Source organism: Arthrobacter sp. TB 23 (genome assembly GCF_000294595.1).
Classification (GTDB): domain Bacteria; phylum Actinomycetota; class Actinomycetes; order Actinomycetales; family Micrococcaceae; genus Arthrobacter_D.
The window spans coordinates 33,791-48,378 of record NZ_ALPM01000069.1 but is presented as its reverse complement, the minus strand read 5'-3'; the positions used below and the strand labels follow the sequence as shown (position 1 = coordinate 48,378).

Genomic DNA, 14,588 nt, shown 5'->3' with positions numbered 1-14,588 from the left:
GGCGAAGGTGTTCGTCACCGTTCCGGTGATGACTCTCCTCGGCGGGGATACCCCGGGTGAGCTGGAAGGCTACGGGCCGATTGATCCCGAGACCGCCCGGAAACTCGCCGGGCACGCACCATCGTTCACCAGGATCCTCACCCACCCCTTCACCGGGGCCAGGTTAGGCGCCGATGCGACCACGTATCGGGTCCCGCAGGACCTGAAGGATGCGGTCCGGGTTAGGGACGGGACGTGTCGGCATCCTGGGTGTAACCGGTTGGCGGTGTTCTGCGAACTCGACCACACCACCCCCTGGTCACACGGCGGCAAAACGTCCTACGGGAATCTGGCGGCCCTGTGTAAACGCCACCACATGTTCAAAACCGAAGGCTACTGGCACTACCAACAACCCGAGCCCGGGACCATCATCGCGATCTCGCCTGCCGGTGAAACCTACCTCACCAGACCCGACCCACCACCAGCACCACCACCCGACATACCTCCGCCCTTCTAGCAAGTCAGTCCTTTCCAGTGCTGCCCAAGTGTCTCGATCTACTGAGACAGACCTGACCGCACTGCCAGGGGACTCCACCGTCGGTTCAGGAGCGTCGGTGCCCCCCAGCCCCAGTCCAGCCGACGACTGTCCGATGTGGCTTTCACCTTCGGGCTTCTGGGGCCGGGCGAAGGTCCTAGGCTGAGATTGACGTCATTTGGGTTGTGGATAACGGTTTGCAAATCTTTGGATTCGGTTATTCTGGTGTCTTCGATTGGTTCGACTCGCACCGTTTCTCGGGAGTCACGATGCCACAGCCTCGCAGCATCTTCGGTTCGCGGCGTACGACCGCCGCGCTGGTCATGATCACTGGTCTTTTGATGGTGGGGTGCCAGGGCGATCCCGGTGCGCCGGGGTCGCCAACTCCGGTCGTCTCTACCTCGGCCGACACGTCGCCGAGCCCCTCCCAGGCCCCCACCATCACGGCACCCACCACGCCCGAGCCGAGCCCCGCATCGTCTGATGGCCCGGCGGCGAACATCCCGGTGCCGGAGAAGCCGCCCCTGGCCGATGAGAATTCGGTCGAGGGCCTTGAAGCCTTCACCGAGTACTGGTTTGAGCTTTTCAGCTACGGATATATCACCAACGACTGGGCTGAGTTCCTAGAGATCACTGACACTGGTTGTGCAACCTGCGGGAACATAGTCGGCGAGGTTGAAGCTCAGTTCGAAAGTGGGGGGTGGATCTCGGGAGGCGATGCCACACTGGTCTCATTTATGAGCCTTTTCGAGCTGAACACTGAAGGTTCCGTGAACTCGTTCAGCGAAGTCGCGCAGACTTCCATTTCGTACTTTGATGAGACTGGCGAGTTGGCCGGTGGTTCGCCGACTGTCGACGCGACCGTTTATACGACGATCGCGCTATATGAAAATTCGCAATGGATCATGCTTGACTTCGGTTCGCCAGAAGGGACGTGAGAGCATGCTTCGGCCTTCGAGGCCTTGCCTTATCGGGATGACCACAGCAACCTTCACTGTCAGCTTGTTTGGTCTCCCCCTGGCACTTGCTGAACAGGAAACACCGGAGGCCGGATTCGGCGACGGTGGCGTCGTAAATGCCACAAACACCGTCCGAAACACGACATCCGGGACCTCGGGGTCTGATTCCGTCAGTCCGTCAGCAAATCTGGCTCAACTTCCGGTGGATGACGGGGTGGATTACACGTATGAGCGGGTGTGTACTGCTGGGGCGCAGGATTTTATGGACCCTGCGTATTGCGTGCAGTTGAATGCCCAGTGTGATGCACAGGCGGATGGGGTGTTGGTGCAGTGGATTGAGATGAATCGCAATGTTAGTCCGCCAACGCGGACCGCGACGGGACGTAGTGGTTGTTTGTATCCGGGGGCCCCGCCGACCGCCCCGACGGCGGCGACGCTGGAAGAAGCCCCTATCGTCATTACGTTGACCGAGTTCGAGAGCCAACCGATTATCGCTGCCGGCGTGTTTTCTCAGCCGGATCATTTCGGACTGCGGAATGCGCACAGCAATTTTTATGCCGTGGCGCAGGAGCAGGAGTTCACGTTTGAGTTCCAGAACGCTCAGATTCGGCTTCGTGCGTGGCCAGTGTCGTATGAGTGGTCGTATGGTGACGGTTCGAGCCTGGTCACCACCGATCCTGGGTCGGCGCTGCCCGGGGACGGCTTCGACGTTGAGACTTTAACTAGCCACAGGTATTCCGAAACGGGCGACTACCTGGTCGGGCTGGATACGCTCTTCGCTGGGGATTATTCGGTGGATGGTGGTCCGTGGTTGCCTGTTGCGGGTCAGGCAAGGGTTACTTCGGAGCTGCATTTGATGAGCATTTGGCGCAGTGAGCGGCATAGCGTGGCGGAGACCTGTTTGGAGAACCCACAAGGTATCGGCTGCTGACCCACAGATCTTCATCGGCCGAATCGTCCTGCACCGCAAGTGCCAATACTGGAGGTGCCAGCATTTATGGTTAGTCAGGGCTGTGGGGCGGAATCCCGTGTGCAGGTGTTGCGGGTTCGAGGCGTCTAGGCCAGCCAAGTCGAACGTTTCAGTGGGGGAGGGGGCGGCCCAAAAGCCAACCCAGTTAGTGTCCACTAACTGGACGAGGTGTCCATATAGTGAGACGCCAGGTGTCGCCGTTTGACACCCCCAAAAGGTGAGTGGAAACTACAGATATGCAGTTCGAATCCGTAGTAGTCCTTCTTACCAAGCGCGTGGCCTAAAGCCCGACTGGTAACACTACGTCACGCGCAACCCCTCACGGAGCCAACCAGGCTGAGGGGTTTTTTTGTTCCCATCCGACGCAAAGCGCACGACACCCGCATTACACGAGCAGTATCGATTCATCAAGGAAGTCACCAATGTCCAAGGGATCGCCCTCCAGCCCCACGCTGATGGCCAAACCAACCGCTCCGGCGGCCCCGGCGCGCAGCCACACCCGTGACTCAGTGCAAGCCGTCCAGCCCACTGACGTCCGAGGCCCCAACACTGTAGTTCCGCCCACAGAGATGCTCGGATCGGAAGCGATCGTCCGCTCTCTCGAGGAGCTAGGTGTCGACGACATCTTCGGCCTTCCCGGCGGAGCCATCCTTCCGACTTACGATCCATTGCTCGCCTCCACGAAACTCCGGCACATCCTGGTGCGCCACGAGCAGGGCGCCGGGCACGCGGCCCAGGGCTATGCCATGGTGACCGGCCGGCCGGGTGTCTGCATCGTCACCTCCGGCCCCGGCGCCACCAACCTGGTCACCGCCATCGCCGACGCCCACATGGACTCCGTTCCGATGGTCATCATCACCGGCCAGGTCAACAGCGCGGTGATCGGCTCGGACGCGTTCCAGGAAGCCGACATCGTGGGCATCACCATGCCCATCACCAAGCACTCCTACCTGGTCACCAAGGCTGCCGACATCCCTCGGATCATTGCCGAGGCCTTCCATATCGCATCCACCGGCCGCCCCGGCCCGGTGCTCGTCGACATCTCCAAGGATGCGCAGCAGGCGACGACGACGTTCTCCTGGCCGCCGAAGATCGACCTGCCCGGCTACCGGACAGTGGTTCGCGGTCACTCGAAGCAGGTTCGCGAGGCAGCCCGGCTGATCAGCGAATCCCAGCGCCCGGTGTTCTACGTGGGTGGCGGTGTCATCAAAGCCCACGGTGCCGCTGAACTGTTGGAACTGGCCGAGCTTGTTGGCGCACCCGTAGTCACTACGCTGATGGCGCGCGGCGTGTTTCCCGATTCGCACCAGCAGCACGTCGGCATGCCCGGCATGCACGGCTCAGTGTCAGCCGTGACCGCGCTGCAGCAATCGGACCTGCTCATCACACTGGGCGCCCGGTTCGACGATCGGGTCACCGGTGTCCTGTCCACCTTCGCACCCGGTGCCAAGGTGATCCACGCGGACATCGACCCCGCCGAGATCTCCAAGAACCGCACCGCCGACGTTCCGATTGTCGGCTCGGTCAAAGAGATCATGCCCGAGCTCACCAACGCCCTGCGCGAGCAGTTCGCCGCCACCGGTGCGCCGAACATTGACGCCTGGTGGACCATGATCAACCGGCTCCGCGAAACCTACCCCATGGGCTACACCCAGCCCGACGACGGCCTGTCGGCACCGCAGCACGTGATCAAGCGGATCGGCGAGATGACCGGACCCGAAGGGGTTTACGCCGCAGGCGTGGGCCAGCACCAGATGTGGGCTGCACAGTTCATCAAATACGAGCGCCCTCACGCCTGGCTGAACTCCGGTGGCCTCGGCACCATGGGATACGCAGTGCCCGCAGCAATGGGTGCCAAGGTGGGTAATCCGGACCGGGTGGTCTGGGCGATCGACGGCGACGGCTGCTTCCAGATGACCAACCAGGAACTGGCCACCTGTGTGATCAACAACATCCCCATCAAGGTGGCAGTCATCAACAACTCGTCCCTCGGGATGGTCCGCCAATGGCAGACTCTCTTCTATGAGGGCCGGTATTCGAACACTGACCTGAACACGGGTCATGACACCGTCCGGGTACCCGACTTTGTGAAGCTTGCCGACGCCTACGGGTGTGCGGGCCTCCGCTGCGAACGGGACGAAGACATCGATGCCACCATCGCGCAGGCGTTGGAGATCAACGACCGTCCGGTGGTCATCGACTTCGTTGTCAGCCGCGACTCAATGGTGTGGCCGATGGTCCCCTCGGGGGTCAGCAACGACCTCATCCAGATTGCCCGCAATATGACCCCAGACTGGGAGCAGGAGGACTAACATGGCTCGTCACACGCTTTCCGTTCTGGTGGAGGACGTTCCCGGCGTCCTGACCCGCGTCGCAAGTCTCTTTGCGCGCCGCGCGTTCAACATCAATTCTTTGGCAGTTGGCCCCACCGAGATCCAGGGTATGTCCCGGATCACGGTAGTGGTCGAGGCCGAGGGTGACCTGCTGGAGCAGGTCACCAAACAGCTGAACAAGCTCATCAACGTGATCAAGATTGTTGAGCTGGTTCCCGATTCCTCCGTGCAGCGCGACCACATCCTGGTCAAGGTACGGGCAGATGCCGCAACACGGCTGCAGGTAACCCAGGCAGCCGACCTGTTCCGCGCATCGGTGGTCGACGTCTCAACCGACGCCCTGATCATCGAAGCCACCGGCACCGCCGAAAAGCTCACAGCACTCCTGTCAGTGCTGGAGCCGTTCGGGATCCGCGAAATTGTTCAGTCAGGAACCCTGGCCGTTGGCCGCGGGGCAAAGTCCATGAGCGACCGCGCCCTACGCAGCGCCTGACACCTAACGGCAGTTCCACCCAAAAGACCACAAGCTGGACTCCAGCAAGAAAACACACAGGAGAAAACCAAGTGACTGAGTTGTTCTACGACGACGATGCAGACCTTTCAATCATCCAGGGCCGCACCGTGGCTGTTATTGGCTATGGCAGCCAGGGGCACGCGCACGCGCTGAGCCTCCGCGACTCCGGCGTCGACGTCCGTGTTGGCCTCAAAGCAGGCTCGAAGTCCCGCGCCAAGGCGGAGGCCGAGGGTCTTCGCGTGCTGAGCGTCGCTGACGCCACCGCCGAGGCCGACCTCATCATGGTTCTCACCCCGGACCAGGTGCAGCGCCACGTGTACGCGGAGGACATTGCCCCCAACCTGCAGGCCGGCGACGCCCTGTTCTTCGGCCACGGTTTCAACGTCCGCTACGGCTACATCAAGGCACCCGCCGACGTCGACGTCGCTCTGGTTGCGCCCAAGGGCCCCGGCCACATCGTGCGCCGCGAGTTTGAAGCCGGCCGAGGCGTCCCCGATCTGATCGCCGTCGAGCAGAACCCGTCCGGCAAGGCACGTGAACTGGCGCTGTCCTACGCCAAGGCCATCGGCGGCACCCGCGCCGGAGTCATCGAGACCACCTTCACCGAGGAAACCGAAACCGATCTCTTCGGCGAGCAGGCAGTCCTCTGCGGTGGCGCATCACAGCTCATCCAGTACGGTTTCGAAACCCTGACCGAGGCCGGCTACAAGCCGGAGGTCGCCTACTTCGAGGTCCTGCACGAGCTGAAACTGATCGTCGACCTGATGGTTGAAGGTGGCATCGCCAAGCAGCGCTGGAGCGTTTCCGACACCGCTGAGTACGGCGACTACGTCTCCGGCCCCCGCGTCATCGACCCCTCGGTGAAGGAAAACATGAAGGCTGTCCTCGCCGACATCCAGAGCGGTGCCTTCGCCAAGCGCTTCATCGACGACCAGGACAACGGCGGCAAGGAATTTGCCGAGCTGCGCAAGAAGGGTGAGGACCACCCGATCGAGGCCACCGGCCGCGAACTGCGGAAGCTCTTCTCCTGGATCAAGACGAACGACGACTACAACGAAGGCTCAGTAGCCCGCTAGATACGGTCGTTTCTTCGACACAGCAACAGCACTCGGCCAGGGCCCTTCGGAGTCCTGGCCGAGTGCTGCGCTGTGGCGTCGTCCGGCCCGCTGAGTAACAAAGCGGGCCCGGGCGCACCGCCCATTTAGACTTGCCACATCCCCCCGAATTGTCTAACTCACACAGCACAGCAGCGAAGGATCACCCCCGTGACCAGCAAACCCGTAGTTCTCCTTGCCGAAGAGCTGTCCCCAGCCACTGTTGAGGCCTTGGGCCCCGACTTTGAGATCCGGCAGACCGACGGTTCGGATCGGGCCCAGCTGCTCGCCGCAATTGTCGACGTCGACGCCATCCTCGTCCGCTCCGCCACCCAGGTGGATGCCGAAGCCATCGCCGCAGCGCCGAACCTGAAGGTCATTGCCCGCGCCGGCGTCGGCCTGGACAACGTCGACATCAAAGCCGCCACGCAGGCGGGCGTCATGGTGGTCAACGCGCCCACCTCCAACATCATCTCCGCCGCCGAGTTGACCGTCGGCCACATCCTCAGCCTCGCCCGCCACATCCCGCAGGCCAGCGCAGCGCTCAAGGGCGGCGAGTGGAAGCGTTCCAAGTACTCGGGCATCGAATTGTACGAGAAGAAGGTCGGCATCATCGGTCTCGGGCGCATCGGCGCCCTCGTCGCGGCCCGCCTGCAGGGTTTCGATACCGAGATCCTCGCCTACGATCCGTACATCACCTCGGCCCGCGCCGCCCAGCTCGGCGTCCAGCTCGTCACCCTGGACGAGCTCCTTGAACAGTCAGACTTCATCACCATCCACATGCCGAAAACCCCCGAGACGCTGGGCATGCTTGGCGAGGCCGCCTTCAAGAAGATGAAGTCCTCGGCTTACGTCGTCAACGTGGCCCGCGGAGGTCTCGTGGATGAGGCAGCGCTGTTCACCGCGTTGCAGTCCAACGAGATTGCCGGCGCCGGCGTCGACGTTTTCGTCACCGAGCCCAGCACCGACCTGCCGTTCTTCACCCTCGACAACGTGGTGGTCACCCCGCACCTCGGCGCGTCCACCGATGAGGCGCAGGAAAAGGCCGGCGTGTCTGTTGCCAAGTCGGTCCGCCTCGCCCTGGCTGGTGAACTGGTGCCCGACGCCGTCAACGTGGCCGGCGGCGTCATCGCACCTGAGGTGCGCCCGGGAATCCCGCTGATCGAGAAGCTGGGCCGGATCTTCACCGCGCTGACCCACGACTCGCTCACCCAGATCGAGGTCGAGGTCGCCGGCGAAATCGCCTCCCTGGATGTGAAGGCGCTGGAGCTCGCAGCCCTCAAGGGGGTCTTCACCGATATCGTCTCCGAGCAGGTTTCCTATGTGAACGCTCCGATCCTCGCCGAACAGCGGGGCATCAACACCCGGCTGGTCACCACCCCCGAATCGGAGGAGTACCGCAACGTGCTTACCATCCGGGGCGCGCTGTCGGACGGATCGCAGATCTCGGTAGCGGGCACCCTGACTGGCCCCAAGCAGATCGAGAAGCTGGTGGGCGTCAACGGCTACGACCTGGAAATCCCGATCAGCGAGCACCTGCTGGTCCTGCTGTACCAGGATCGTCCCGGCGTGATCGGTACCCTCGGTCGGTTGCTGGGGGAGAAGGAAATCAACATTGCCGGCATGCAGGTGGCCCGCAACACGGAGGGCGGCCAGGCCCTCTCCCTGTTGACCGTCGACAGCGCGGTTCCACAGGACGTGCTTGACGCCCTCAAGGAAGCGATCGGCGCGACGGTGGCACGCGAAGTGGATCTGCAGAGCTAGCCACCCAAATGCTTCAGGGCCTCTCTCCGCGACAGCGGCGAGAGGCCCTTTTCGTTGTCCTGAACGAAGGCCAGCACCCAGCCGGGGTCCGTCTTCGCATATTCCCTCAGCGCCCACCCGATCGCTTTGCGGATAAAGAATTCCTTGCCGTAAAGACTGCCCTCAAGGTTCACCCCGACGACGTCGGCCAGCAGCGCAGCGTTGGTTTCCCCCTTGCTGGGGAGCTGGCACAGGATCGCCGTCCGGCGTACCCAGAGGTGGCCGTCGCGGGCCCAGGACCGCATCAGCGGCGTCACTGTTTCCGGCGCGGCCCGCAGGATAGGTCCCACACCGCGACTGACGATCACGTCGATGAAGTCCCACCAGGCGCCGGTCTCCACCAGTTGACGGTACAGCGGGAGCGTCTGCTCATCCTGATAGCCGCTGTAGCGGCGGTGGGTCAGAAGGGCGACGGCGGCGTACCGTTCCTCCCGAAAAGTTGCCCCGTCCCACAGTTGGCGGACCGCCCACTCCCACTGGCTCCGGTCCGGAAGCGGGTGCGCAGTGAAGACTTCCCGGCAGATCACTTTGAGCGGCTGGGACGACACCCCGAGATAGGGCATCGCCGATTTCATGTACGCCTGCATCCGGGGCGCCTTCGCGGGGTCGGCAACGGTTCGCAGCCGGTCGCGTACGGCAGCGACCAACTGTGTTGCTTCAGACGCGGGCCCGGGGGCGGAACCGTCGTCGTCGTGCGCCAGATCAGGGACCATGCCACGGACGTTACCAGCGGGCTGCCCGGTCACGAAGCGACAAGGGACAGGAAAACAGGGTAATTTCTTTAGGTGACATCCACAGAGCAGCTGCCCCCGTATTACCTCACCACCGCGATCTCCTACCCCAACGGGATCCCGCACATCGGCCACGCCTATGAGGCGATCGCCACCGATGCACTGGCCCGGTTCAAGCGCCTCGACGGCTACGACGTGATGTTCCTGACCGGCACCGATGAGCACGGCCTGAAGATGCAGCAGACCGCCGACCGCGAAGGCATCCCCGTCCGGGACCTGGCCACCCGCAACGCCCAGGCGTTCCAGGCCATGAACGACGACGTCGGCAGCTCCTATGACCGTTTCATCCGCACCACTGACGCCGACCACTACGCCGCTGCCTCCGCCATCTGGAAGCTGATGGAAGCCCGCGGCGACATCTACCTGGACAAATACGCTGGCTGGTATTCGGTGCGGGACGAGGCGTTCCACAGCGAGGACGACACCGAGGTGCGCGACGACGGCGTCCGCTACGCCACCGAAACCGACACCGAGGTGACCTGGACGGAAGAGGAAAGCTACTTCTTCCGCCTGTCCGCCTACCAGGACAAGCTCCTTGCCCTGTACTCCGACCAGCCCGAGTTCGGCGCGCCCCAGTCCCGCTTCAATGAGGTCATCAGCTTCGTGAAGCGCGGCCTGGAGGACCTGTCCATCAGCCGCACCACCTTCGACTGGGGAGTGCCGGTCCCCGGCAACAAAGACCACGTGATGTACGTCTGGGTGGACGCGCTCACCAACTACCTCACCGGGGTCGGGTTCCCCGATACCGAGTCGGAACGCTTCAAAAAGTACTGGCCAGCCGACGTCCACGTTATCGGCAAGGACATTTCACGCTTCCACGCCATCTACTGGCCTGCGTTCCTGATGTCCGCAGGGCTCGAGCTGCCGAAACGGATCATGATCCACGGATTCCTGTTCAACAAGGGCGTGAAGATGTCCAAGTCGCTGGGCAACACGGTCGCGCCGAAGGACTGGGTGGAGCAGTACGGCCTCGACCAGGTCCGGTTCTTCCTGCTGCGTGAGGTGCCCTTCGGTGCTGACGGGTCCTACAGCCATGAGGCGATCGTGGGCCGGATGAACTCCGACCTCGCCAACAACCTGGGCAACCTCGCCCAGCGATCATTATCGATGGTGGCCAAGAACTGCGACGCGCAGGTGCCCTCGCCGTCGTCGTTCGCGCCAGCCGACGAGGCGATCCTGGCGCAGGCCAACGGGCTCCTGGAGTCGTCCCGTACCGCGTTCGACCGGCAGGAATTCTCCCGCGCGCTGGAACTGAGCTGGGGAGTGCTGGGCGACACGAACGCGTACTTCGCCGACCAGCAGCCCTGGGTGCTCCGGAAGACCGACCCCGAGCGCATGAACACGGTGCTGTACGTGACGCTGGAGGTGCTCCGGATCGTCTCGATCCTCGCTCAGCCGGTCATGCCCGACGGCACCGGACGGCTCCTCTCGGCGCTGGGCCAGGGCACCGGGCCCGACGACGTCGCCCGCCAGTTCAGCGCAATCGCCACGCCGCTGGTGGCCGGCACGGCGTTGCCGGCACCGGCGCCGATCTTCCCGAAGTACGAAGAGCCCGCCGAGGGCTAACCTCGTCGAACAGTGAGGGCTGGCGACTCGCACGAGCTTTGGGGCGGGTTGAGCGGGCCGCCAGGTCTCGCGTCTCGGCGGGTTTGGTTGGCAGGCGGCTAGTGGTCGCCGGAGAGAAAACGCTCGGGCGCAGTCTCCCGCATCACGTGCGCGAGTTGTTCCTGCTGTTTGCGGGCCCGATCGGCCAGGTGGCGCAGCTGTTCGGCGTCCAACTCGGTCGAGCCAGCCTCGGTGAGGGCGCCCAGGGTTTCCCACATGCATTCCTTGCCGCGGACAATACTCTGCAGCGCCTCAAGTTCCAGCTGTGCGCCGCCGCCCTTGTCCGAGCGGCGGAGGTTCAGGGGATTGAGTTTGCTCAGCTGCGCGCCAACCTGCGCGATGACCATCTTGACCTTGCTCGGCGTGTAGCCGAGCGAGCTGATGATCTGCGCGAGTTCGTCCCGTTCGCCCGAGATCTCCTTGGTCAGCGAGGCGAAGGTCTGCTCATGCTTGGTGCCGCGCCAGGACTCCTGGGCCGTCGAAAACAGTTTCACTCCGGAAGCAGATGCCACCAGATGGTCATCCAGGTAGGCCGACAGCCTGCTGGAATCGGTCGGATTCGAGTTGCTGCGGGGAGCCGGGGAGTGATCCATGGGTAAACCTTTCGAACGGAACCTGCAAAGAATAATGACCCCCATCTTCGCAGGTTCCGCCCGGCTTGGCCCGGCTCGGCACACCCGGGATTCACGCCGTCAGGGTCACGCCGTCGCGAGTCCCTCGACCGGTGACAGCCGAGCCGCCCGGCGGGCCGGCAGCACCGACGCCAACAGTGCCGCGACGACGGCGACGGCGACCACCCCCACCAGCTGCGCCCAGGGGATCGACGGCGTGACCGGGGTGATTGCACCAAGCGCCGACTGCACGCCCAGCCACCCATACACCACCCCGAGCAGGCACCCGAAGGCGGCAGCGACGCCGGCAATGAGCACCGCCTCGACGGCGAGCATCCCGCGCAGCTGACCACGGGTCAGGCCCAGCGCGCGCAACAGGGATGATTCCCTGGTGCGTTCGAGCACCGACAGCGACAGTGTGTTCGCGACGCCGATCAGCGCAATCAACACCGCGACGGCCAGCAGCGCCGTGACCACCAGCAGGATGACGTCGATGATCTCGTTGAAGGAGACCCGTTCAATAGCAGCGCCATTGACCTGATATTCGGAAACCCTCAGCGCCTCCACAATCTCGGACCGCAGCCCAGTCACTCCGGCAGCATCAAGTGAGTCATCGAGTTTCAGCCACAGAATGCTCGTCTCATCGCCCAATGCCGCAACGCCCGGCAGGGGAGCCGCCCCGAGCGCCGCCGCCGTGGCCTCAGTGATGGCCGGAACGAAAATCCGGGTCTGGGCTTCCCGGACCGGGAGAATGACCGGTCCTGTCGCACCCTCGAGCGTCACCTCGGTGAGCCCGGAGTCCTGCGGCATGAACACCACGTCGTCCACCAGCTCAAGTCCAGTATTGCGAAGCACGGACTCCGCCTCGTCGGGGGAGATGGCGTACACGGGCAGGGTGCCGGCTGCCTCGTCGGAGACAGCAGCGACCGACAGGGCCATCGCCGCATCCACGCCCGCCAGCTGCTGAACTGTTGTCACAGCAGCGTCAGCAGCGGCAGCGTTTCCAACCTCCTGGACCGCGAGGTCCACCGGGTAATTGGCGCCGAGCTCGGCTTCAAACGCGGCCCGCGAGGTGTGGGCGCCGGCCATCATCATGGTCACCAGGGTGACGCCCACCAGCAGTGCGCTGGCGGTGGCAGTGGTCCGGGCCGGGTTGCGGACCGCATTGAGCGCCGCGAGCCTACCCGGCACTCCCAGTGGTGCCGCGAGCCGGCCGACGGCTGTCACGAGCGCAGGCAGGAACAGGGAGGCGCACAGCAGCACGCCCACAAAGGAGAACACACCGCCAGGTAACGCGATCAGCAGTGCCGATGAAATGGCGCCCACACCGAGCAGCCCGGCGCCGAGCAGCACGAGCAGCAATCCAATGGCCAGCCGTACCCTGCCCTTGCGGGTCCCAGTCGTGGCGTCCTCGGCGGGACGCAGCGCCTCGAGGGGTGCGACAGCGGTCGCGGCCCGGGCCGGGACAAAAGCGGCGGCCAGGGTCATCGCGAGGCCGACGATGAGGCTCACCAGGATGGCCGAGACCGGGATGGCCAGGGTGGCGAACTCGGTACCCTCCTGCGCGGCTGCAACAGAGACGAGGGTAAACATCACTCCTGCGGCGAGAAGCACCCCGAGCACCGAGGACACGAGCCCCACCACAGCGGCTTCGAGCAGGACCGAGTGGCGGATCTGACGCCTTGAGGCGCCAATGCAGCGCAGCAGCGCAAGGTCACGGGTTCGCTGTGCCACCAGTACGGAGAACGTGTTGGAGATGACCAGCACGGTCACCAGGACGGCGACGACGGCGAAGGCCAGCAGGATCACCGTCAATTGGTCAGTCCCTCCCGAAAGAGCCGCCACGTCTGCAGTCACCTGTTCGGCGCTGGTGCGAACCTCGGCCGAGACGCCTGCTGCTGCGAGCGCAGCTGTGGCATCGGCACTGACGGCTGAGGGATCGGCGGTTCCGAGGAGGGCCAGCTGGGCGGTGGTGGCCTGGGGCGGTTGCTCGCCGGGGGACAGGACGCTCAGGGTCTGCACCAGGTCCGGCACGGCGTAGACCTGCGGCAGACCGGAGAGATAAGGGTCGGCCGAATCCTCGGTGATCCCCGTGAGCGTCACCGTGACGGTCATGGGAGGGGGTGCGTCGCCGCCGACGGGCGAATAGTAGGACTGCTCCAGAGCGTAGGTGTCGCCCACCGTCATCCCCAGCTCGGTGGCCGACGTCTTGTCGATACTGATTCCCGAACCGTCGGCGGGGAGGGCCCCCTTGACCATGGTCGAGTTTTGAAGTTCAACCGGGGCGGTGCTCAGGACGAATACGTCCGCCGGCCCCGAAGGAAGCTGCAGCGTCGAGAGGGTCCGTTGCGCGGCGTGGACGGCCGACACCCCGTCAATACCGGACAGCAGCTGCTCGGTTTCCAGCGCTGACTGACCGCCGTCGCCGACGGTGACCACCAGGTCAGCCTTCGCGTAGGTGGCCCCGATGCTTTGTTGGAGGGTGGCCTGCGTAGTGCCTGAGACCATCAGGGTCGCGGCCAGGAAGCCGACGCCGAGCATCACGGCCAGCCCCACCGCAACAAACCGCCTGGCGTGAATCCGGAGTTGGGCAAGTGCAACCTGCAGCATCGCCTAGGCCCCCAGCCCGGCGAGAGCCTGCGAGATGACGTCGGGTGTGCTGCGGTCCAGCTGGCCCACCAATTCGCCGTCGTTCATCAGCAGGACGCTGTCGGCATAGGAAGCGGCCACGGGGTCGTGGGTCACCATGATGATGCTCTGCCCCATTTCCCGCGTACTGCGGCGCAGCAGGGAGAGCACCTCGGCGCCGGAGCGGGAATCGAGGTTGCCGGTGGGCTCATCGCCGAACAACACGTCGGGGCGGGTCAGGAGGGCGCGGGCCACCGCCACCCGCTGCTGCTGGCCACCGGACAGCTCATGCGGCCGGTGCGTGAGCCGGTCGGCCAATCCCAGGGTGGCACAGACCTCGGTCAGCCACTGACTGTCCACCGTGCCACCAGCAAGCGCCACCGGCAGGGTGATGTTTTGTTCGGCGGTCAGCGTGGGGATCAGGTTGTAGGCCTGGAACACGAAACCGATCCGGTCCCGCCGCAGCCGGGTCAGCTCATTGTCGGACAGTCCGGTGAGTTCGGTGTCCCCAATCCGGACGCGGCCGGAGTCCGCGGTGTCCAACCCTGCCAGGCAATGCATCAGGGTGGACTTGCCGGACCCCGAGGGGCCCATGATCGCCGTGAACCGGGCGCGTTCGAAGGTCACGCTGACCTCCTTCAGGGCGTGCACGCGGGTGTCGGCACGCCCATAGGTTTTGGAGAGTGAGTCGGCTGACGCGGCCGGCTGGGAGGCAGCGGACGACGTCGAAGGGTGGTCGGCGGTGTTGGCAGAAATTCTCATGCTT

The 14,588-nt window shown here is 64.2% G+C and carries 12 protein-coding genes; 8 read left to right on the top strand and 4 right to left on the bottom strand.

From position 1 onward, the window contains the following. The 7 genes from B384_RS18570 to serA form a co-directional block, all read left to right on the top strand. Positions 1–496 (top strand): HNH endonuclease signature motif containing protein (locus tag B384_RS18570; RefSeq protein WP_035766981.1); only part of this gene is annotated, 496 nt, incomplete at its 5' end. 287 nt (positions 497–783) lie between these two features. Continuing rightward, on the top strand, positions 784–1,452 hold the full coding sequence (locus B384_RS20610; protein ID WP_156809059.1) for a DUF6318 family protein: 669 nt from the start codon (positions 784–786) through the stop codon (positions 1,450–1,452). 37 nt (positions 1,453–1,489) lie between these two features. Beyond that, a complete protein-coding gene (locus tag B384_RS19725) occupies positions 1,490–2,404 on the top strand; it encodes a PKD domain-containing protein (RefSeq protein WP_156809058.1) in 915 nt (304 codons plus the stop codon). Positions 2,405–2,865: 461 nt separating this feature from the next. Then, a complete protein-coding gene (locus B384_RS0110365) occupies positions 2,866–4,755 on the top strand; it encodes an acetolactate synthase large subunit (RefSeq protein ID WP_019483048.1) in 1,890 nt (629 codons plus the stop codon). A gap of 1 nt (position 4,756) precedes the next feature. Next, on the top strand, positions 4,757–5,269 hold the full coding sequence (gene ilvN, locus B384_RS0110360) for an acetolactate synthase small subunit (protein WP_019483047.1): 513 nt from the start codon (positions 4,757–4,759) through the stop codon (positions 5,267–5,269). 71 nt (positions 5,270–5,340) lie between these two features. Next, the gene (gene ilvC, locus B384_RS0110355; protein WP_019483046.1) at positions 5,341–6,366 is read left to right on the top strand and encodes a ketol-acid reductoisomerase; all 1,026 of its coding nucleotides are present in this window, start codon (positions 5,341–5,343) and stop codon (positions 6,364–6,366) included. A 189-nt stretch (positions 6,367–6,555) separates the two neighbouring features. Next, positions 6,556–8,148, top strand: a complete 1,593-nt coding sequence (serA, locus tag B384_RS0110350; RefSeq protein WP_019483045.1) for a phosphoglycerate dehydrogenase — start codon at positions 6,556–6,558, stop codon at positions 8,146–8,148. Here the strand turns inward: serA and B384_RS0110345 are convergent. Beyond that, complete coding sequence (locus B384_RS0110345; protein ID WP_237715288.1) at positions 8,145–8,933, bottom strand: DNA alkylation repair protein; 789 nt, start codon at positions 8,931–8,933, stop codon at positions 8,145–8,147. The two genes, serA and B384_RS0110345, sit on opposite strands and share 4 nt — an antisense overlap. A gap of 39 nt (positions 8,934–8,972) precedes the next feature. On the opposite strand from B384_RS0110345, the gene metG reads away from it, so the two are divergent. Beyond that, a complete protein-coding gene (gene metG / locus B384_RS0110340; RefSeq protein ID WP_019483043.1) occupies positions 8,973–10,544 on the top strand; it encodes a methionine--tRNA ligase in 1,572 nt (523 codons plus the stop codon). A 98-nt stretch (positions 10,545–10,642) separates the two neighbouring features. On the opposite strand, the gene B384_RS0110335 is transcribed toward metG, so the two are convergent. The 3 genes from B384_RS0110335 to B384_RS0110325 form a co-directional block, all read right to left on the bottom strand. After that, the gene (locus tag B384_RS0110335; protein ID WP_019483042.1) at positions 10,643–11,176 is read right to left on the bottom strand and encodes a hypothetical protein; all 534 of its coding nucleotides are present in this window, start codon (positions 11,174–11,176) and stop codon (positions 10,643–10,645) included. 105 nt (positions 11,177–11,281) lie between these two features. Then, the gene (locus B384_RS0110330; protein WP_019483041.1) at positions 11,282–13,804 is read right to left on the bottom strand and encodes an FtsX-like permease family protein; all 2,523 of its coding nucleotides are present in this window, start codon (positions 13,802–13,804) and stop codon (positions 11,282–11,284) included. 3 nt (positions 13,805–13,807) lie between these two features. Further along, positions 13,808–14,584 (bottom strand): ABC transporter ATP-binding protein, encoded by a 777-nt coding sequence (locus B384_RS0110325; protein ID WP_019483040.1) that lies wholly within the window; start codon positions 14,582–14,584, stop codon positions 13,808–13,810. Positions 14,585–14,588 lie beyond the last annotated feature (4 nt).